This window comes from Streptomyces sp. NPDC059371 (assembly GCF_042751995.1).
Classification (GTDB): domain Bacteria; phylum Actinomycetota; class Actinomycetes; order Streptomycetales; family Streptomycetaceae; genus Streptomyces.
In genome coordinates this window covers 22,465-39,788 of record NZ_JBHYXD010000011.1, presented here as the reverse complement: position 1 = coordinate 39,788, position 17,324 = coordinate 22,465, and the positions used below count along the sequence as shown (strand labels likewise).

Below are 17,324 nucleotides of genomic sequence, written 5' to 3'. Positions count from 1 at the left end.
GGGGGGGGGGGCGCGCGGGGCGGGGCGCGGGGGCCGGGGTGGGGGGGGGGCCGGGGCGCCGCCCCGCCGGCGGGGGGCCCCCCCCGACGGTGTTACGGGCGGGGTCGCGGGCCGGTCAGCCGGGCTCCCCCGGCTTGGCGTCGGCGAGGCCGGTGAGGGCCTGGTCGAAGACCTCGCGCGCCCGCTGGAGGACCTGCTCACGCCAACGGGCGTCCTCCGCCGGGCAGAAGGCGTCGCGGATCAGCCGCTTGAGCCCGGAGCGGACCGCGTCGGCCGGCGGACGGTTCCGGTGGAGCCAGGCGTCGGCGCACAGCGCCACCAGCACCTCGGGGCCCGGCTGGGTGCCGAACTCCAGGGTGATCGCGGTCAGCCGGCCGCCCGGACCGAGGCCGTCCGCCACCGCGGTCGCCGTGTTGCCGACGATCGGTGTGGAGGAGGACGTGCCCTCCTCGGAGGCGGTGAGCGCGTCGCCGTACCAGCGGCGGGCCCGCTGGTGGGCGTCCGCGTCCCGGCCGCCGCGGAAGATCGGCTCGCCGGCCCCGCGGTCGCCGAGCCCGGTGTGCAGGTCGATGTAGCCGACGTGGCCGGCGCCGGCGATCTGCTCGGCGACCACCGTCTCGAACACCCGCCGGGACCAGACCGGGGCACGTCCGCCGTGGAACAGCCCGTCGGGGTGGCGGTACTGGCCCCGGGTCACGGCCTCCTGGAGGTGCTGCGCGCCGAGCCGGCCGCGGAGCGCGGTGAGCTCCGCGACCAGGTCGCCGGGCACGAACGCGGCGGCGTCCGCCGGCACCAGGGTGGGGTGCACGGCGTCGTAGGCGTCGTTGTGCGGCGGGGCGGCGTGGTCGACGAAGTTCCGGTTGAGGTCGACGTTGTCCTCGTTGACGCGCCGCAGGTACGCGAAGCCGTAGGGGTTGAGGGAGTGGACCAGCAGGACACCGGTGCCGGGCCCGGCGGCGGCCTTCGCGACGCCTTCCCCCAGCAGGATGCCGGTCTGGCAGGCCGAACCGCAGAAGCCCTCGATGCCATGGGTCCCGGAGACCGTGACCAGGAGCTTCGCCGGGTCGGGCGGCCCCAGATATGCGGTGTCCACGCAGAGTTCGCCGCCGTCGGGCCCGCGGTGCCCCGGCAGGGTGAACGTCCTCAGGCGCGCGCCCGCCTCCTCGGCGGCGCCCAGGAAGGCGGCCCGGGCCCGGGAGTAGTCGGGGGGAAATGTGTCCGATGTGTCCGCCATCGCTGCCTCGCGTTCCTGGAGGGCCTGACTGCCCGACTGCCTGCCTGGTCTCAGCTCCGCCCGGAGGGCAACGGCACCCCGAGGGCCGTGAGGATCGCGTGCGCCCCCGCCCGCGTGGGCACGTTCAGCAGGCACAGCACCCGGTCCCCCGGCTCCGTGTGCTCGGCGAAGTACCGGTTGGCCTCGGGCACATGGCTCAGCGGCCGTTCCCGGTAGAGGTCGAGCGGACGGCCGATGCCCGGGATGACCCCGCGCGCCGGGTCGAACGCGGCCCGGGGGGCGAGCGCCGCGGCCACCTCGGCCGCGAGTGCCTTCTGGCTGTCGTCCTTGCCCGCGAGGTCCGGGTACATGCCGATGTCCGGATGGCCGCTGAACGCCGCCATCGCGCAGTGCACCACGGGGTTGTACGTCTTGAGGGCGATCACCTCGGGGAACGGACGGCCCTCGGCGAGCAGCCGGGCGAAGTGCAGCGCCCAGCTCTCCTTGAAGACCGTGGCACCCCGGTACGCGTCCCCCACGAACTGGATCATGATGTGGAGGCAGGGCCGCCCCGACGGGATCTCGGCCCAGCGCGAGGTGAGCAGCGAGATGACCCGGTCGCGTTCGCGGTCCACCCCGACGACGACGTACTCGGCGTCGGTCAGCATCTCGCGGCGGAGGGTGAAGAGCTGCCGGGTGTGGAGTCCCGGCATGGCGAGGACCAGACCGTCCACGATCCATTTCTCGGTCCCGCCCGGCAGCTCCCGGCCGGGCGGCAGGGCCAGTACCTCGACCCCGGACCGCCCGCCGGGCCGTGTGGCTCGGTCGTCGTCGGCCACCGCTGCCCCGCTCAGACCTCGGAGGCGGTGGGCAGCGGGATCTGGGCGTCGCTCTTGCCGAGCACGGTGAGCTGGTGCAGTTCCACGAAGTAGAGCTTCCACAGCCAGTAGACGTTGTGGAGGTGCTCGACGACCTTCCGCTCGTCGTCCTCGGAGTGGATCAGCGTGGACAGCACGCGCCACACGAAGTCGTCGTGGTCGTCGTCGAGGTCGGTGTTGACGTGCGCGCGGGCGCCCTTGACGTTCTCCTCGCCGAGGACGTCGCCCAGGTTGTCCAGCCAGTCGGGCTGGGTGCGCGTGGTGACGTACTCGACGAAGTACACGCTGGTGATCAGCGCCATCGGGCTGTCCTCGAACTCCATGCCGAACTGGAGGTATCCGGTGAGGAGTTTGGTGGAGAGCAGGGGTTCCGTGGAGTAGATCTGGTCCTTGGTGACCCCGACCTTGGCGAGGTCGGCGGCGAACAGCCGGTCGTGCAGCATCTCGTCGTCGGTGTAGTGGGCCCACGCCTTGGCCTGCACGGGGTCCACCTTGGTGAAGTACTTGATGGCCAGCGCGTCGATGGTCCGCTTGCGGCGCAGCCGCAGGATCGTCTCGATGTTGTGCCGCTTGTAGTAGTCGAGGTTCAGCTCGGAGGCGTTCTTCTGGTGCTGGGCGTAGGGGACGGTCTCGTAGAAGTCCTTGATGAAGGTGTCGAGGACCGCGTCGACCTTCTTGCGCAGTTCGGAGTTGATCGTCATGGCGTGCTTCCCTCCTTGGGGTCAGTGGCAGCCGCAGCTCGCGCTGGAGACGCGCTGCATCCGGCCGCGGCGTACCGCCTTGCGTGCGCCGAGGACGGCGGTGCCGTCCGATGTCACCAGTGAGCTGCGGGGGCAGAGGAAGGCCAGGGCGAAGCGCGTGGCCGGCGTGATCCCCAGTCCGAGGTTCACGACACCGCCGGTGGCGCCGTACACCTCGTTCGGGCCGCAGTTCGCCGGGATGATCTCCGTGGTGGTGTTGATCCCGAAGCCGAGTTCCCAGATGACGCGGTAGCGCGGATCGTCGGTGAGCAGCTTCTCCAGCTCCACGGCGGCCGACGTCGCCCCCGGTGTCTGCGGGGTGACGCTCTCGATGCTTCCGGCGGCGACGCGCAGCGTCACGGCGTTGGAGACGAGCGGCGCGAGCGCTTCGAACAGCCGCCGCTGGTCGGCGCCGTCGGCCGGGTCCTGGTGACGGTGGACGATCGGCCAGCCGCGCAGGGTCAGTTCCCCGTCGAGACCGAGCAGCCGGGCCTCCGGTTCGAAGGTGGTGATCTCGGCGGCGGTCACGCTCAGTTTGCCCGAGGGGAAGATCTGCTGGTCACCCTCCTCCAGGACCCCGGCCTGCTGGTTCCAGACGCAGTCGCCGACCGTGTGGTCGAACTCGGCCTCGGTGCCGGAGACGTCGTCGACGATCGTCAGCCGGTCGCTGTCGCCCACCAGGTCGAAGAACTCCTCGGCCACCTGGGCGTGCCGGGCGACGTCGGTGAGGGCGGCGGTGCGCAGGAGGTAGCGGACGTGTTCGTCGGTCAGCGGCGTGGATCCGGCCGGCAGCACGGCCAGCTTGCGGCCGCCCAGCTCCCGCTCGGTCGGCGAGTCGAGGAACCGCCCGGGGCAGACCGCCAGCACGTGCGCGTCCGCGGGGACGCTCCGCTCGATCAGCTCGCCCAGACGGGTGCCGGGAGGAAGCGTCAGCGGGAGCACATGGGAATATCCGTCGCCGGAACGCAGGGAAACGAGGTCGCCGTGCTGTTCGCTCGTGATCAGACAGAATGTCCCGGCCGGCCGGCCGAACTGGTCGAAGTCGCTCGTCGTGATGTCAAGCGGTGGCACGGAGCACTCCCTGGAAGAGAAATACGGGAACCTCACGAGAGGAAATGGGAACCCCGCGACGGGGCATGATCACTGCCCCGCCGCGGGTCGGTACTCAGCCCAGGAGCGTGCCCAGGTAGTTGCGGTTCTTCTGCACCTTGATCTTCTTCATGGGGAGTCACCTCCTGTTGAGTTGATTTCCTTGCGTTCACCCCGGCCGGGCGGTCGTGACCCGCTATGCGAGGGGCACGACCCTCTCCACGGTGGGGTGGTCCGGGTGGCCGATCACCGCGACTCCATTGCTGGTCAGCACGCGGGTGTCGGGAGAGATGATGTCCAGGTGGTACTGGGTGTACGGAGTGAGTCCGAGGCCGAAGTGCAGGCACCCCTCGGTACCGCCGTACACCTCGTTCATGGCGTGGTTGCCGGGCAGGATGTCGTGCGAGGTGTTGAGCGCGTGGCCGATCTCCCAGACGATCCGGTACCGGGAGTCCACGGCGAACATCTGCTCCAGCATCGCGACGGCCGGCGCCGCTCCCGCGTCCAGTGCCTGAAGGCGCGTGATCCTGCCGTCCTCGACGGTGGCCTTGATCGCGTTGTCGTGCATCGCCCAGAGCTGTGAGTGGATGCGGGCCTGGTCGGTCCGGGAGAAGGAGGGGGTGCCGTTGTGCAGGATCGGGTAGCCGCGCAGCGTGATCTCGCCCTCCAGGGGCAGCTTCAGCGCCTCGTCGAACTCCCTGATCTCGACGGGCAGCACGCTGATCTCGCCGGAGGGGACGATCTGCTGGTCGCCCCAGTCCAGCGGTCCCGCCTGCTGGTTCCACACCAGGCCCTCGCGCAGATGGTCGAGGGTGGCGCGGGTGCCGTGCACGGGGTCGACGTACACGAGCTGGTCGGAGTCCTCGGCGAGTTCGAAGAAGGTGTCGCAGAACGCCGCCTGCTCGGCCGCCGAGGTCCGTTCCATCACACCGAGGAAGTGCCGGATCTCGTCGAGACCGGTCGGCGTCGAGTTGCACGCCATTCCCATGATCTTCCGCTGCCCGACGAGATCGGGGTCCGGTGATTCGAAGAACCTGTGGGGCGAGACCACGAGTACGTGCGCGGGTTCCGGGATCCTCTTCTCGAGGATTTCCTCGAACCGGTCGCCGGCGTCCAGCGTGATGGTGAGGAATTCCCGGTACGGTGCCGTCTGGACGACTTCGATCCGATCCACCAGCTCGGAATTCGTGATCAGACAGAAGGTGCTTCCGGTGGCTTCACCGAACTGGCTGAAGCGGCCGGGATCAATTGCTATCTGGGCGGACACGATCACTCCCGTCATGACCTTTGCGCGTTTTCTCGCCGTGGTCTCCAATTTGACGGTTCGTGGGGTCCGGTGACTATAGGACGATGGTCCCCGCACTTTGTTCCGCGACTGGTACTTCCGCCCGTGTCGGAGCCTGCCCGCGGTGCTGTATTTTCTTCGGCCGTCTTCGACCGCCCGAGGGGCCGGCCCGTCGGGTGACGGCCCGGCGTGGGAGAGCGCCTGCGGACCGGCGCGGGGTGCCGGTCACACGTGCGAGCGTGGAGGGGGCGAAGTGCGGGAACCACAAAGGCAGTTGTCCCTCGACGGACCGCCCTTGGACAGCGGTGGCCGTTCCCCGCGGCCGCCGGGCAACGGTCACCGGGCAGCGCCCCGGTGACCCGTCCCCCCACGCACGGAGGCTCCCCCCATGCTGCGAGGCATCGACGTCAGCGCCTACCAGCCGTCCGCGTACGGCACCGCCGGCCTCTCCTTCGTCTTCGTCAAGGCGACGGAAGGCCGCTCCTACGTCAATCCGAAACTGACCGCGCAGGTGAGGACCGCCCGTGACGCGGACTGCGTCGTGGGCCTCTACCACTTCCTGTGGCCCGGCAGCATCTCCGCCCAGGCCGCCTACTTCGTGAGCAAGGCCGCCGAGAGGGCGGGCGACCTGCTGGCCGTCGACTGGGAGACCACCGGTGACGGCACGCACGCGAGCAACGCGGAGAAGGACCGCTTCATCCGCAGGGTGAAGGAGCTCCGCCCGGACAACCGCGTGGTGCTCTACACGAACCGGGACTTCTGGCTGAACGTCGACACCACCTCGTACGCCGGCGACGGCCTGTGGATCGCCGACTACGTGACCGCCGGCGAACCGCGCATCCGGGCGAAGTGGCGCTTCCACCAGTACACCTCCGAGCCGGTGGACCGGGACGTCGCGGACTTCGAGAGCGAGACCGCCCTGCGCGCGTGGGCGGGCGGCGCCTAGTGGTCGGCGGTCCGCCGCCGTCCGGAGGGCGGGCCCGGCGGCGTCATGGGGGTCCCCCTGCTCGAGCGGAGCCGAGAGCTCGGGGGAGCGTGCTCTCGGCGTGCCGGCCCCAGGCCTGCGTACTGGATGTACTCGGGTCTGGGGCCGGTGCGGCGAGTGGGGGTCCCCCCTGCTCGAAGAGCTTGGGGGAGCGTGCCAGGCGTCGCCGGGCAGGCGAGACTTTGCGGACACGACCTAGCGCTCGGCGGTCCGCCGCCGTCCGGGACCGGAGTACGGTTGGTTTACCGAGCGCACCTCGCACGCCGCCATCCATCGCGGCGTCGCCCTCGGGGAACGGCAAGGCCGGAGCGCTTCACGTCCGGCAGGAAATGAGCCGCCCCACATGAGTCTGATGAGTCTCGGAGTAGTCGCCTCCTCCCGCAAGGAAAACGAGTTCCGGCTGCCGCTGCACCCCCGCCACCTCGACCGGATCGCCCCGGACATACGCGAGAGGATCTTCCTCGAACGGGGCTACGGCCGGCGTTTCGGCGTCGCCGACGACGCGCTGCGTCCCCTCGTCGCCGGGCTGCGCTCCCGCGAGGAACTCGTCGCCGAGTGCGACATCCTGCTGCTGCCCAAGCCCCTGCACGACGATCTCGCCGAACTGCGCGCGGGCCAGGTGCTGTGGGGATGGCCGCACTGCGTGCAGGACGAGAAGATGACCCAGATCGGCATCGACCGGCGGCTGACGCTGATCGCCTGGGAAGCCATGAACCACTGGACCTCCACGGGCGCCTTCAGCGTCCATGTGTTCCACAAGAACAACGAGCTCGCGGGCTACTGCTCGGTGCTGCACGCCCTGCAGCTCGGCGGGCTGACCGGCAGCTACGGGCGCCGCCTGCGCGCGGCGGTCATCAGTTTCGGCGCCACGGCACGCGGAGCGGTCACGGGCCTGGGCGCCATGGGGGTCTCCGACGTCACGGTGCTCACGCAGCGCGCCGCCGCGGCGGTGGCCTCACCGATGCCCTCGGTCGTGATGGGCCACTTCGCGGAGGAGCCGGGCGCTCCCGCCCGGCTGCAGGCCGCGACTCCGGCCGGTCCCGTACCGCTGGCGGAGTACCTGGCCGGGTTCGACATCATCGTCAACTGCGTCCTGCAGGACACCGACGCGCCGCTCATGTTCGTCACCGACGAGGAACTCGCCCTGTTCCGGCCGGGGACGTTCTTCATCGACGTCGCCTGCGACGAGGGAATGGGCTTCGCATGGGCCCGCCCGACCACCTTCGGCGAGCCCATGCCCACCGTCGGAGCGGGCTGTCACTACTACGCGGTGGATCACAGCCCGTCCCATCTGTGGAACTCCGCCACCTGGGAGATCAGCGAGGCGCTCCTCCCCTACCTGCGCAAGGTCATGAGCGGCCCCGCCGCGTGGGACGCCGACATCACGGTCCGCAAGGCCATCGAGATCCGTGACGGAGTCGTCCAGAACCCGAAGATCCTCTCTTTCCAGCACCGGTCCGCCGTCTACCCGCACGCTCCGAAGACCCCGGTCGGCGCGCTGAGCCACGCGGTCGGGTGAGCGTGCGCGGCGGACCGGTGAGCGTGAGTGGCGGGCCGGCCGCTCAGCCGCGGAAGTCCGGCGCGCGCTCCGGGGACGCCTCCGCGAGCGCCTTCGTCACCGCGTCGCGGCCTTCCTGGAGGCCGTAGACGGGGGTGCCGGGCTGCTGGCGCCAGGAGTCGTCCAGGCCACCGGCGTCGACCGTGTCGAAGCCGATCTCGTCGATGAGGTCGCGTACGCGCCGCTTCGCCGCCTCGTCGTCGCCGGCCACCGGGAGGGCCATGCGGCCGGGGTCGCCTGCCGGGCGGGCGCGGTCGAGGATGTCCTGGGCGTAGGTGCCGTTGAACGCCTTGACGACCGTATGGCCGATCTGCCGGGCGGTCCAGCGGCTCTCGGTGAGGCCGTCGTCCTCGATCCCCGTGATCCTGCCGTCGCGCTGCTGGGGGTAGTAGTTACCGGTGTCGATGACCGCGACGTCCTCGGCGGCTCCGTCCAGGATGCCGTCCGGCAGGTTCGGCACGGCCTTGAGCGGGATCGTGACGATCACGACGTCCGCGCCCCGAGCCGCCTGCTCGACCGTGACGGGGGTCGCCCCGGTCTCCTCGGCGAGCGCGCCCAGCGTCTGGGGACCACGAGAGTTGGCGACGGAGACCTCGTGCCCGACAGCGGTGAGCCGCCGGGTGAGGTTGCCGCCGATGTTGCCCGCGCCGATGATGCCGATCTTCATGACATGCCCTCCGAAGTCGATGCACATGCATACGTCTGTCGGGGGACGTCAACTGCGGTCCGGCGCGGCCTATTCCGCGGACGCGGCGAACGGGCGAACGGGCGAAGACGCGACCGGGTGATCGGGCTCCGGGAAGGCCGTCGCGGGCCGCCGGGACGCGCAAAGGGGGGACCCGCGCCGGGTCCCCCCTTTCCGGGTCACTTGTTCAGGTGGATCCAGAACTCGTCGAACGAGAGGACCTTGTCGCCGTTGAGGTCGCGGGTGGCGATGACGGCCTCCGCCACCGACTCGGTGACGTTCCAGTCGCCGCCCTGGGCGAGCGCGGCCTTGAACTCGGCCGCGGTGATGAACCCGTCACCGTCCGAATCGATCCGCTCGAACTGCTTGCGTGCTTCCTCGATGTCGGCCACCGACCGCCCCTTCGTCGTGCATCACTGCGTGCGTTACTGCCTTGTGTACGGAGGTCAGGTTAACGGTCCGGGTGAGCGCGCAGTGCGGCGAGTACCCAGGCGAACTCCTCACGGTGCGCCGACAGCGGGTCCAGGCCGCGCATCACGGAGCTCAGCTCCCGGAAACGGGCCACCTCGGCATGGGCCGCGGACTCCAGGCGGGCCGGCACGGAGGCCCGGTCCGCGTCGCCGAGCAGGCCGCTCAGCACCGTGTCCGCCTCCGGGCTTCCGGGGCCGACGCCCCGCTCCAGCGCCTCGCCCGCGAGGTGCACCAGCCGGCTCATGAACCACAGGGAGGTGCCCGGCGGCACGTCCGGCCCCCGGTCCGCCGCGTTGAACTCGATCATCTCGCGCATCCGGGCGCGGAAGCCGCGGTCCTGGATCAGCTCGGCCAGCTCCACCCAGGCGTCCACCTGCTCGGGTGTCGGGTCGTCCGGCAGATCGCCGACGCCGAACCGCAGCCGGGTACGGATGTCGGGGTCGGCGGTGTCCAGACCGCCGAAGGTCTCCTCCATGAAGTCGTCCACGATGCGTCCGCGCTCGGCGGCCGAGAGCCGCGCCAGCTTGTTCATGAGTGTCGTCTCCTGTGCGCTCGAACCACGTCGTGCCACGGTCGACAGCACCGCCCGGGTCACTTTCAGAGACCGGATCTGCGCGTCCAGCGCGGCCACGTGCGCGGCCGCGACCTCCGCCACCGTCCGCTCGCCCGCCAGGACCGCGCGGACGTCGCCGAGCCCCAGCCCGAGTTCGCGCAGGGTCCGGATCAGCTCCAGGCGGGCCACGGAGCCGGCGTCGTACAGCCGGTAGCCGCCCGCCGACCTGGCCACCGGGGGCAGCGCGCCCTCGTCCGACCAGTAGCGGATGGTGCGGACACTCAGGCCGGTGCTCCGGGACAGCTCGCCGATGGTGAGAAGTCCGGTGCCGTCGTCGATCATGTCTGCGAGTCTGGCCCTTCCAGTGGGTGGAGACTCAAGCGGCGGGGGACGGTCATGCCCGGAACTCTGCGCGACATTCTGGACCGCGCGGCCCGGGGAGTCTTCCCGCCGCCCGACGGCGCCACCACCGTCGTACGCCAGCACCGCCCCCGCGATGCCGGTGTCCTCGCCTTCACCGCGCACTCCGTCGTCTTCACCGACGAGGACGAGGGCTGGGTGCGCGCCGCGCTGGGGGCCCTGGACTGCGACGCGCTCGCGGCGGCCATGAACCCGCGCTTCCTCGCCGCGTTCCTGGAGCGGACGGGGCGGGCGACCGACACGGTCGATCTGCTGTCCGTCGCCGCCCCGCTCCCGGGCCCCGCGGCCCTCGTGCTGACGGAGATCGACGGCCTGGCCCACCCCCGGATCGCGGGGTCCCGCAGACGACGCGACGACGTACGGGCGTGGGCCGCCGACGGCGGGGTCCTGGTCCTCGGACGAGGGGTCGGGGGCCGTCTTGAGGTCGCGCTGGAGGTGGACGAGGGGGTACGGCACCGGGGGCTGGGCCGGGCGCTCGCGGCGGCGGCGCGGCACCTGGCCGGCGAGCCGGTCTGGGCCCAGGTGGCCACGGGGAACGCCCGCAGTCTGCGGGCGTTCCAGGCGGCGGGTTACCGGCCGGTGGGCGCGGAGGCGCTGCTCCTGCCCCGCTGAGCGGGCGGAGCGCCGTCGCGGATCAGCGGAAGATGCCGGTGTGGCCGAGCGAGTACCGGCCGGGCTGGGGGTAGACGGCGAGGCCGTGCGGACCGCTGCCGACCTTGATGCGGGCGATCTGTTCACCCGTGCCGGTGTCGATCGCGTACACCTCGGAGTTGTACCGGCCGGAGAGCCACAGGACCTTGCCGTCCGCCGAGACACCGCCCATGTCGGGGCTGCCGCCGCCGGGCAGGCGCCACTTCTCGGTGAGCCGGTTCTGTGTGAAGTCGTAGATGGAGATGGTGCCTTCGCCGCGGTTGGAGATGTACATCTCGCGCGAGTCCCGGCTGACGTACAGGCCGTGGGCGCCCTTGCCCGTGTGCAGCAGGGTCGGCCGGGTGAACCTGTCGCCGTCGAGGATCCACACGCCGTCGGCCATCATGTCGGCGATGTAGAACCTCTTGCCGTCCGGGGAGATCTTCACGTCCTGCGGCATGGCCCCGTGGAACGGGAGCCTCTGCTGGCCGATGACCTTCATCCGCTCGGTGTCGACCTTCAGGAGCTCGCCGCTGAACTCGCAGGACACGATGAAGTAGCGGCCGTCCGGGGAGAAGTCGGCGTGGTTGACGCCGTAGCAGCTCACCGGTTCCGTCTTGACGGTCTTCATGGTGTGCGCGTCGCGGAAGACGAGTTCGCGGTCGAGGGAGGCCATCACGATCGCGTACTTGCCGTTGGGCGTGAAGTAGAGGTTGTACGGGTCGTGCACGTCGACCGGCTTTCCGGCCTTGCCGGTCTTCGGGTCGATGGGGGTGAGGGTGTTGCCCCGGTCGTTGTTGACCCACAGGGTCTTCAGGTCCCAGGAGGGGACGACGTGCTGGGGCTGGTTGCCGACCGGGATCGTCTCGACGACCTTGTACGTCTTCGGGTCGATGACGGAGACCGTGTTGGAGTTGGTGTTGGGCACGTAGACGCGGGACGGGTAGTCCTTGACCACCGGGGAGAGCCGGCCCGGACGGTCGGCGGCGTAGACGTCCGCCGGGTCCAGCAAGGGGGGCATGCCGGGCAGGCCCTGGACGGCCGGTTTCTTCACCGGGGCGGGGCGGACGGCCGCTTTGGTGGTCCCGTGGGCCTGGCCGGCGTGGTCCGGGGAGGAACCGCCGCACCCCGCGAGGAGGGCGAGCGTGGTGAGGGCGGCGCCGGCGGTCAGCACGCGGCGCGGGGAGGAGGGTGGTGTCGGCATCAGCTCAGCAGCTCCGTGGTGGTGACCGCGCCGAGGCCGCGGCGGTCGAGTTCGTGCAGAAGGGCGGGGAGGGCGGCGACCGTGCCGGCGTATCCGAAGTGCAGGCTCACGACGGAGCCGGGACGGACCTCGGCCAGTACCTTGCGGGCGACGGCGGCTGCTCCCGGCGAGGTGTAGTCGAGGGAGTCGACGTCGTAGGAGAGCGTGTGCGGGTAGCCCGCGTCGCGGGCGAGGCGTTGGACGAGTGGGGAGGCCCGGGGGCTGCGGGAGGGCCGGAACCAGGTGCCGATCGAACCGGTGAGCCGCTTGAGACGGTCCGCGCAGCCGCGGATCTCCGCGGCCGCCTCCGCCGCCGTCATGGCGTTGATGTCGACGTGGCTCAGCGTGTGGTTGCCGAGGTCGTGGCCGCCGTCGAGGACGCGGCGGGCGAGGTCCGGGTGCTCGTCCAGCCAGGTGCCGACGGCGAGGACGGTGACCCGGGCGCCTGCCCTCTCCGCCTCGCCGAGAAGCGCCTTCGCGACGGCGGGGTCGCCCTGGCCGTGGAAGGTGAGAGCCACTCGGGAGGGGTGGGTGCGGGGGCCATGGGTGATTTCGGGGGGCTGGGCGGGATAGCGGCGGGGGGCGGGGGCGAGCGCGGCGGCCTGGCGGGTCGCCGTGGCGGCGGGGGCGCTGGGCGCGGCCGGAGGCGTCGTGGGCTGGTGCGAGTGGGTTGCTCGCGGGGCGGAACAGCCCGCGCCGGCTCCGGCGGCGAGGGTTCCTGCCGTGAGCGCGAGTCCCGTGAGCAGGGCAGCGCGCCGGGGCGGGGCGGGTGCTGCGTGGTCTTCGGCGGGCGTGGTCACCGGACCATTTAAGGGCGATTCGGCCGAAAAACCGGCGATTGGTCCGGCCGGGTGGTGGTGCGGGTCGCTTCACCGCATCCGCGTTCGGGCCGTACGGGGACGGCGGGACCCGGGAGCGGAGCGGGTGCCCCGGGCCGGGCGGAGGACCGCGAGCGGAGCGCGGACCCTCTTTTGGATCAGTGGGCGGGGTCTGCGATAGTCGGCGATGCGACCTCCACCCATTGACCCGGGCCACGGTTGTCGCCGGTGGCGCGGTTCACACCCCAATTCGTTCCGCGACATCCCGCAAGCCCCGGCTGCCACGCGGCCGGGGCTTCCGCGTGCCCGGCCGGAACGGGTCGGGGGACGGAGCGGGCCGGCGGACGGAGCGGCTCGGGGGACGGAGCGGACCGGCGGACGGAGGGGGTCAGCGGTCGACGACGCGGATCTCGAACCAGGTGGTCTTGCCGCGGGGCAGCAGGTCGACACCCCAGCGGTCGGAGAGCTTGTCGACGAGGAAGAGACCCCGGCCGCTCAGGTCCAGTTCCTGGACGGGCATGAGACAGGGAAGGCCGCGGGAGGGGTCACGGACCTCGATACGGATCCAGCCGCGGCGGCGGCGCATCCGGAGTCCGAAGACGCGGGCACCCGTGTGCCGTACGGCGTTGCCCACGAGTTCGGAGACGAGTAAGACCGCGTCCTCGGTCATCTTCGGGGACTGGCCCCAGTGCCGCAGGACCACGACCTGGGCGAGCCGCCGCGCGGTGGCCGCGGACTCCGGGCGGGACGGCAGCAGCACCTCCCCCTCGGTGGGATTGCCGAACAACTCCAGTGCCTTGAGCGCTCGTTCGTCCTCGACCGCAGGTGTCCAGCGCGCCGCGGTCGCACTTCCGTGCCGCCGCGGCTGTTCCATACCCTCCAGCCCCGCCATGCCCCCCATCATGGCCGTCCGGCGCCCCCTCCGGGGCCGTTCCGGAGGATTGGACCCCCCGGAACGGGACATTCCGCACCATCCGATCGGCATATGCCAGCGGCAGTTCGGAGCCGACGACAGCCCGTCCGACCTGCCGGAACGGGCCCGCCGAGGGCAATCGCCACCACCTCTCGACAAGGCTCGCTTAAGGCTGCCTTAAGCCTGCGATAAAGCGCCCCATCGAGGGACGCCCGCCGGACACCGCGTCAACCGCGGGTGGACCGAGGGGGAACGACGAGGGTGAGAGCGGCCGCGCCGGCCCGGGAGGCGGACACCGTGTCCCGGACCGGCGCGGCGCACGGATCAGAGGAACTTCGCCTTGCCGGGGCCCTCTTCCACGAAGCTCCGCATGCCCCGCTCGCGGTCCTCCGTCGCGAACAGGCCCGCGAACCAGTTCCGCTCGATGGCCAGCCCGGTCTCGATGTCCGTCTCCAGACCCGCGTCGATGGACTCCTTCGCGGCGCGCAGCGCGATGGCCGGGCCCTGCGCGAGCCTGGCGGCCCAGGCGTGCGCGGCGGTGTACACCTCGTCGGCGGGGACGACCCGGTCGACCAGACCGAGCGCGAGTGCCTCGTCGGCCTTGACCATACGGCCGGTGAAGATGAGGTCCTTGGCCTTGGAGGGGCCGATGAGCCGGGAGAGCCGCTGAGTGCCGCCGGCACCGGGGATCAGACCGAGCAGGATCTCGGGCTGGCCCAGCTTGGCGTTGTCCCCGGCGATGCGGTAGTCGGCGCACAGGGCCAGTTCACAGCCGCCGCCGAGCGCGTATCCGGTGACGGCGGCGACGACGGGCTTGGGGATGCGGGCGACGGCGGTGAAGGAGTCCTGCAGGGCCCTGGACCGCACGACCATCGCGGCGTGGTCCATGGCCTGCATCTCCTTGATGTCCGCGCCCGCCGCGAACACCTTCTCCCCGCCGTACAGCACCACGGCACGGACGTCCGGCCGCCGGGTGGCCTCCTCGGCCAGCTCCTTGAGGCGGTCCTGCGTCGCCACGTCCAGGGCGTTCATGGGAGGGCGGTCCAGGCGGATGATGCCCACGCCTTCGGCCACTTCGAGATGCACAGTCATGGAAGCAGGTTAGTGGCCGTTAACGGCACCGGGCCGGGTGTGCTGAGTCACAGCACCCCCGGCCCGGTGGAGAACGGTCACGCGATCGGCGTCACTTGGTCCAGTCGGCCCAGGATATGTTCCAGCCGTTGAGACCGTTGGCGGGGTCGACCGTCGGGTCGGTGGAGTTCTTCACGACCACCACGTCACCGACCATCGAGTGGTTGAAGAACCAGGCGGCCGGCACGCCGCTGTCGTAGCCGCCGCGCACGTCCCGAAGGCCGATGCAGCCGTGGCTGGCGTTGTAGTTGCCGAAGGCGCCGCCGCCCCAGTAGTTGCCGTGCACGAAGGTGCCGGAGCCGGTCAGGCGCATGGCGTGCGGGACGTCCTTGATGTCGTACTCGCCGTCGTAGCCGACCGTGTCGCCGTTCATCCGGGTCACGGTGAACTTCTCGCTGATGACCATCTGGCCGTTCCAGGTGGCGTAGCCGGGCTTGCCGGTGGTCACCGGGATGGTCTTGACGACCTTGCCCTCCTGCATGACCTTCATCGTGTGCTTCTTGGCGTCCACGACGGACACCTGGTCGCGGCCGATGGTGAAGGAGACCGTCTTGGCCTGCTTGCCGTAGACGCCCTTGCGGCCCTCGACGCCGTCGAGGTTCAGCTTCACGGTGACCTTGGTGCCGGCCTTCCAGTACTTCTCGGGCCGGAAGTCGAGGCGGTCGTTGCCGAACCAGTGGCCCTGGACGTCGACGGCCGGCTCGGTCGTGATCTTGATGGCCTTCTCGACGTCGTCCGGCTTGGTGATGCCCCGGGTGAAGCGGACCGAGAACGGCATGCCGACGCCGACCTTGGAGCCGTCCTCGGGCGTGAAGTTGCCGGTGAAGGTGTTCTGCGGGCTCAGCGTCGTGAAGGACGAGTCCTCGGCCGCCGTGCGGCCCTCGGAGTCCTTCGCGACCGCGTGTACCTGGTACTTGGTGGACGCCGCGAGGTGTGTGGCGGGCGTCCAGCCGCTGCCGTCGGCCGATATCTCGCCGTCGATCTTCGTGCCCTCGTTGTCCTTGACGGTGACCTCGGCCAGTTTGCCCTTACTGGCCGTGACCTTGAGGGTGCCGCTGGTGTCGACGTCCTTGGCGCCGGCCTTCGGCGCGATCGTGACGACGGCCACCGACTGCTTGCTCTCCGTGGTGGTGCTGCCCTTGCCGTCCTTGTCCTTCCCTCCGGACCCCGAGTCCGTTCCCCCGCCACCGCCGCAGGCCGTGACGGCCAGCAGCGCACCGCCGACGATCACCGCCCACCGCTTGTTGCGGCCGCGTGAGCGTCCACCTGCCGACGCCCCCGATATCGGTCGCACGTTCACAGTCTTTCTCCCCTCGCAAGGCCTGATCAGGCCCCCACCCCAGCGCGTCCCGCGCGATCACTGGCGCATATTAACCTCACGGTTTTGAGCTGCGTGTCAGGTCAATGTCACCGTTCCGTCGCAACTTGGACCGTCGACCGCGAAGATGGTTGCACCGGGGAGCGAAGATCAGTCGACCGCGCTGCCGGCCTTCCACTCCGGCCAGCCCATGTTCCAGCCGCCGAGTCCGTTGTCGGGGGCCACCTTCTTGTCCTTGCTGTGCACGACTTCGATCACGTCCCCGATGAGACTGCGGTCGAAGAACCAGCCCGCCGGGGTGTCGGAGCTGCCGCCCTTCACGTCCCGCAGGCCCACGCAGCCATGGCTCACGTTGGTGTTGCCGAAGGCGTCCGGCGCCCAGTAGTTGCCGTGCAGGAAGGTCCCGGAGTCGGTCAGGCGCATCGCGTGCGGGACGTCGGGGATGTCGTACTCACCGCCGAAACCCACGGTCCGGCTGTTCATCCGGGTCACCTCGAGCATCTCGGTGACGACCATCTTCCCGTTGTACGTCGTCGTCTTCGGCGCTCCGGCCGTGATCGGCACCGTGGCGAGGAGGTTGCCGTCGCGGCGTACCTCCATGGTGTGGGCGCCGGCGTCGACGAGGGACCGCTGGTCGCGGCCGACGGTGAACGAGAAGGTCCGGGACTGGAGTCCGTACACGCCGGGTGATCCTTCGACGTCGCGCAGCCCGAGGGCAACGGTGACCTTCGTGCCCGGTTTCCAGTAGTGCTCGGGACGGAAGTCGACGCGTCCGCCGCCGAACCAGTGCGCGCGGATCCCGACCGCGGGCCGCGCCTCGACACGGATCGCGCGTTCGACGGCGGCCCGGTTCTCGATCTCCCGGTTGAACTCCAGGGAGACGATCATCCCGGTGCCCACGACGGAGCGGTCCTCCGGGGTGACGTACCCGATGAACCGCTCGTCGGGGACTGCCGTGGTGAACGTGGTGTGCCGTGCCGAACGGTGCCCGCCGCCGTCCAGGGCCACCGCGTCCACGGTGTACTTGGCGGCCAGGGCGAGCCGTGCGTCGTCCGGTCTCCAGGACAGGCCGTCGGCGCTGATGTGCCCCGGTACGGGTGACTCCCGGGCGTCCTGGGACTTGACGACCTTCACGGACTCCAGGCGTCCGCCGGGCACCCGTACCAGCAGTGCCTCCTGCGGTCGTACGCCCTTCGTGTGGTCGTCGGGCGAGACGTGGATGACGTCCTCGGGCGACCGGGGTCTGCCGAACGCCTCCCCGATGCCGTCCGAGATCCCGCCGGAGGTGCAGCCGGAGGCTCCGGCCAGCAGGCCGGCCCAGGTCAGTACGGCGGCCAGCGCGGCCCCTGCGCGCCGCGCGCGCGTGTGTACGTGCTTCACAAGGGACCCAACGA

The 17,324-nt window shown here is 70.8% G+C and carries 17 protein-coding genes; 3 read left to right on the top strand and 14 right to left on the bottom strand.

From position 1 onward, the window contains the following. Nucleotides 1-115: 115 nt before the first annotated feature. From ACFXGX_RS09290 to ACFXGX_RS09270, 5 genes are all read right to left on the bottom strand, one after another. On the bottom strand, nt 116-1,234 hold the full coding sequence (locus tag ACFXGX_RS09290) for a M14 family metallopeptidase (protein ID WP_384787025.1): 1,119 nt from the start codon (nt 1,232-1,234) through the stop codon (nt 116-118). 50 nt (nt 1,235-1,284) lie between these two features. Continuing rightward, nucleotides 1,285-2,052, bottom strand: a complete 768-nt coding sequence (locus ACFXGX_RS09285; RefSeq protein WP_384787023.1) for a hypothetical protein — start codon at nt 2,050-2,052, stop codon at nt 1,285-1,287. Between the two features lie 11 nt (nt 2,053-2,063). Next, the gene (locus ACFXGX_RS09280; RefSeq protein ID WP_384787020.1) at nt 2,064-2,792 is read right to left on the bottom strand and encodes a hypothetical protein; all 729 of its coding nucleotides are present in this window, start codon (nt 2,790-2,792) and stop codon (nt 2,064-2,066) included. 21 nt (nt 2,793-2,813) lie between these two features. Next, nucleotides 2,814-3,902, bottom strand: a complete 1,089-nt coding sequence (locus ACFXGX_RS09275) for a hypothetical protein (protein WP_384787017.1) — start codon at nt 3,900-3,902, stop codon at nt 2,814-2,816. Between the two features lie 214 nt (nt 3,903-4,116). Then, nucleotides 4,117-5,202: a hypothetical protein gene (locus ACFXGX_RS09270; protein WP_384787014.1), complete on the bottom strand. Its 1,086-nt coding sequence runs from the start codon at nt 5,200-5,202 to the stop codon at nt 4,117-4,119. Between the two features lie 391 nt (nt 5,203-5,593). Between ACFXGX_RS09270 and ACFXGX_RS09265 the strand changes: the two genes are divergently transcribed. Both ACFXGX_RS09265 and ACFXGX_RS09260 read left to right on the top strand, forming a co-directional pair. After that, nucleotides 5,594-6,151, top strand: a complete 558-nt coding sequence (locus tag ACFXGX_RS09265) for a glycoside hydrolase family 25 protein (RefSeq protein WP_384787011.1) — start codon at nt 5,594-5,596, stop codon at nt 6,149-6,151. Between the two features lie 382 nt (nt 6,152-6,533). Next, nucleotides 6,534-7,709, top strand: a complete 1,176-nt coding sequence (locus ACFXGX_RS09260; RefSeq protein WP_384787008.1) for a N(5)-(carboxyethyl)ornithine synthase — start codon at nt 6,534-6,536, stop codon at nt 7,707-7,709. Nucleotides 7,710-7,752: 43 nt separating this feature from the next. On the opposite strand, the gene ACFXGX_RS09255 is transcribed toward ACFXGX_RS09260, so the two are convergent. The 3 genes from ACFXGX_RS09255 to ACFXGX_RS09245 all read right to left on the bottom strand — a co-directional run bounded on the left by ACFXGX_RS09255 (nt 7,753) and on the right by ACFXGX_RS09245 (nt 9,799). Further along, nucleotides 7,753-8,415 carry an NADPH-dependent F420 reductase gene (locus ACFXGX_RS09255; protein WP_384787266.1) on the bottom strand — a complete coding sequence of 221 codons (663 nt, stop codon included), beginning with the start codon at nt 8,413-8,415 and terminating at the stop codon, nt 7,753-7,755. Nucleotides 8,416-8,612: 197 nt separating this feature from the next. Then, nucleotides 8,613-8,825: an EF-hand domain-containing protein gene (locus ACFXGX_RS09250; protein WP_384787006.1), complete on the bottom strand. Its 213-nt coding sequence runs from the start codon at nt 8,823-8,825 to the stop codon at nt 8,613-8,615. Nucleotides 8,826-8,884: 59 nt separating this feature from the next. Beyond that, complete coding sequence (locus tag ACFXGX_RS09245; RefSeq protein WP_384787003.1) at nt 8,885-9,799, bottom strand: MerR family transcriptional regulator; 915 nt, start codon at nt 9,797-9,799, stop codon at nt 8,885-8,887. Between the two features lie 54 nt (nt 9,800-9,853). Here ACFXGX_RS09245 and ACFXGX_RS09240 point away from each other — a divergent pair, with 54 nt between their 5' ends. After that, a complete protein-coding gene (locus ACFXGX_RS09240) occupies nt 9,854-10,489 on the top strand; it encodes a GNAT family N-acetyltransferase (RefSeq protein WP_384787000.1) in 636 nt (211 codons plus the stop codon). A gap of 22 nt (nt 10,490-10,511) precedes the next feature. On the opposite strand, the gene ACFXGX_RS09235 is transcribed toward ACFXGX_RS09240, so the two are convergent. The 6 genes from ACFXGX_RS09235 to ACFXGX_RS09210 all read right to left on the bottom strand — a co-directional run bounded on the left by ACFXGX_RS09235 (nt 10,512) and on the right by ACFXGX_RS09210 (nt 17,310). Beyond that, nucleotides 10,512-11,711: a YncE family protein gene (locus ACFXGX_RS09235; RefSeq protein ID WP_384786997.1), complete on the bottom strand. Its 1,200-nt coding sequence runs from the start codon at nt 11,709-11,711 to the stop codon at nt 10,512-10,514. Next, nucleotides 11,711-12,550: a polysaccharide deacetylase family protein gene (locus ACFXGX_RS09230; RefSeq protein ID WP_384786994.1), complete on the bottom strand. Its 840-nt coding sequence runs from the start codon at nt 12,548-12,550 to the stop codon at nt 11,711-11,713. The genes ACFXGX_RS09235 and ACFXGX_RS09230 overlap by 1 nt, the downstream gene beginning before the upstream one ends. Before the next feature lie 406 nt (nt 12,551-12,956). Further along, nucleotides 12,957-13,460, bottom strand: a complete 504-nt coding sequence (locus ACFXGX_RS09225; protein ID WP_384786991.1) for an ATP-binding protein — start codon at nt 13,458-13,460, stop codon at nt 12,957-12,959. A 345-nt stretch (nt 13,461-13,805) separates the two neighbouring features. Beyond that, a complete protein-coding gene (locus ACFXGX_RS09220; RefSeq protein ID WP_384786988.1) occupies nt 13,806-14,573 on the bottom strand; it encodes an enoyl-CoA hydratase/isomerase family protein in 768 nt (255 codons plus the stop codon). A 91-nt stretch (nt 14,574-14,664) separates the two neighbouring features. Next, entirely contained in the window at nt 14,665-15,912 is a 1,248-nt protein-coding gene (locus tag ACFXGX_RS09215; RefSeq protein WP_384786985.1) for an Ig-like domain-containing protein, read from the bottom strand. A 168-nt stretch (nt 15,913-16,080) separates the two neighbouring features. After that, nucleotides 16,081-17,310 (bottom strand): Ig-like domain-containing protein, encoded by a 1,230-nt coding sequence (locus tag ACFXGX_RS09210; RefSeq protein WP_384786982.1) that lies wholly within the window; start codon nt 17,308-17,310, stop codon nt 16,081-16,083. Nucleotides 17,311-17,324 lie beyond the last annotated feature (14 nt).

Coding starts and splice junctions, on each gene's coding strand:
- ACFXGX_RS09270 (WP_384787014.1), bottom strand. CDS start 5,202: ATGACGGGAGTGATCGTGTCCGCCCAGATAGCAATTGATCCCGGCCGC.
- ACFXGX_RS09225 (WP_384786991.1), bottom strand. CDS start 13,460: ATGGCGGGGCTGGAGGGTATGGAACAGCCGCGGCGGCACGGAAGTGCG.
- ACFXGX_RS09235 (WP_384786997.1), bottom strand. CDS start 11,711: ATGCCGACACCACCCTCCTCCCCGCGCCGCGTGCTGACCGCCGGCGCC.
- ACFXGX_RS09280 (WP_384787020.1), bottom strand. CDS start 2,792: ATGACGATCAACTCCGAACTGCGCAAGAAGGTCGACGCGGTCCTCGAC.
- ACFXGX_RS09255 (WP_384787266.1), bottom strand. CDS start 8,415: ATGAAGATCGGCATCATCGGCGCGGGCAACATCGGCGGCAACCTCACC.
- ACFXGX_RS09260 (WP_384787008.1), top strand. CDS start 6,534: ATGAGTCTGATGAGTCTCGGAGTAGTCGCCTCCTCCCGCAAGGAAAAC.
- ACFXGX_RS09265 (WP_384787011.1), top strand. CDS start 5,594: ATGCTGCGAGGCATCGACGTCAGCGCCTACCAGCCGTCCGCGTACGGC.
- ACFXGX_RS09290 (WP_384787025.1), bottom strand. CDS start 1,234: ATGGCGGACACATCGGACACATTTCCCCCCGACTACTCCCGGGCCCGG.
- ACFXGX_RS09240 (WP_384787000.1), top strand. CDS start 9,854: ATGCCCGGAACTCTGCGCGACATTCTGGACCGCGCGGCCCGGGGAGTC.
- ACFXGX_RS09220 (WP_384786988.1), bottom strand. CDS start 14,573: ATGACTGTGCATCTCGAAGTGGCCGAAGGCGTGGGCATCATCCGCCTG.
- ACFXGX_RS09245 (WP_384787003.1), bottom strand. CDS start 9,799: ATGATCGACGACGGCACCGGACTTCTCACCATCGGCGAGCTGTCCCGG.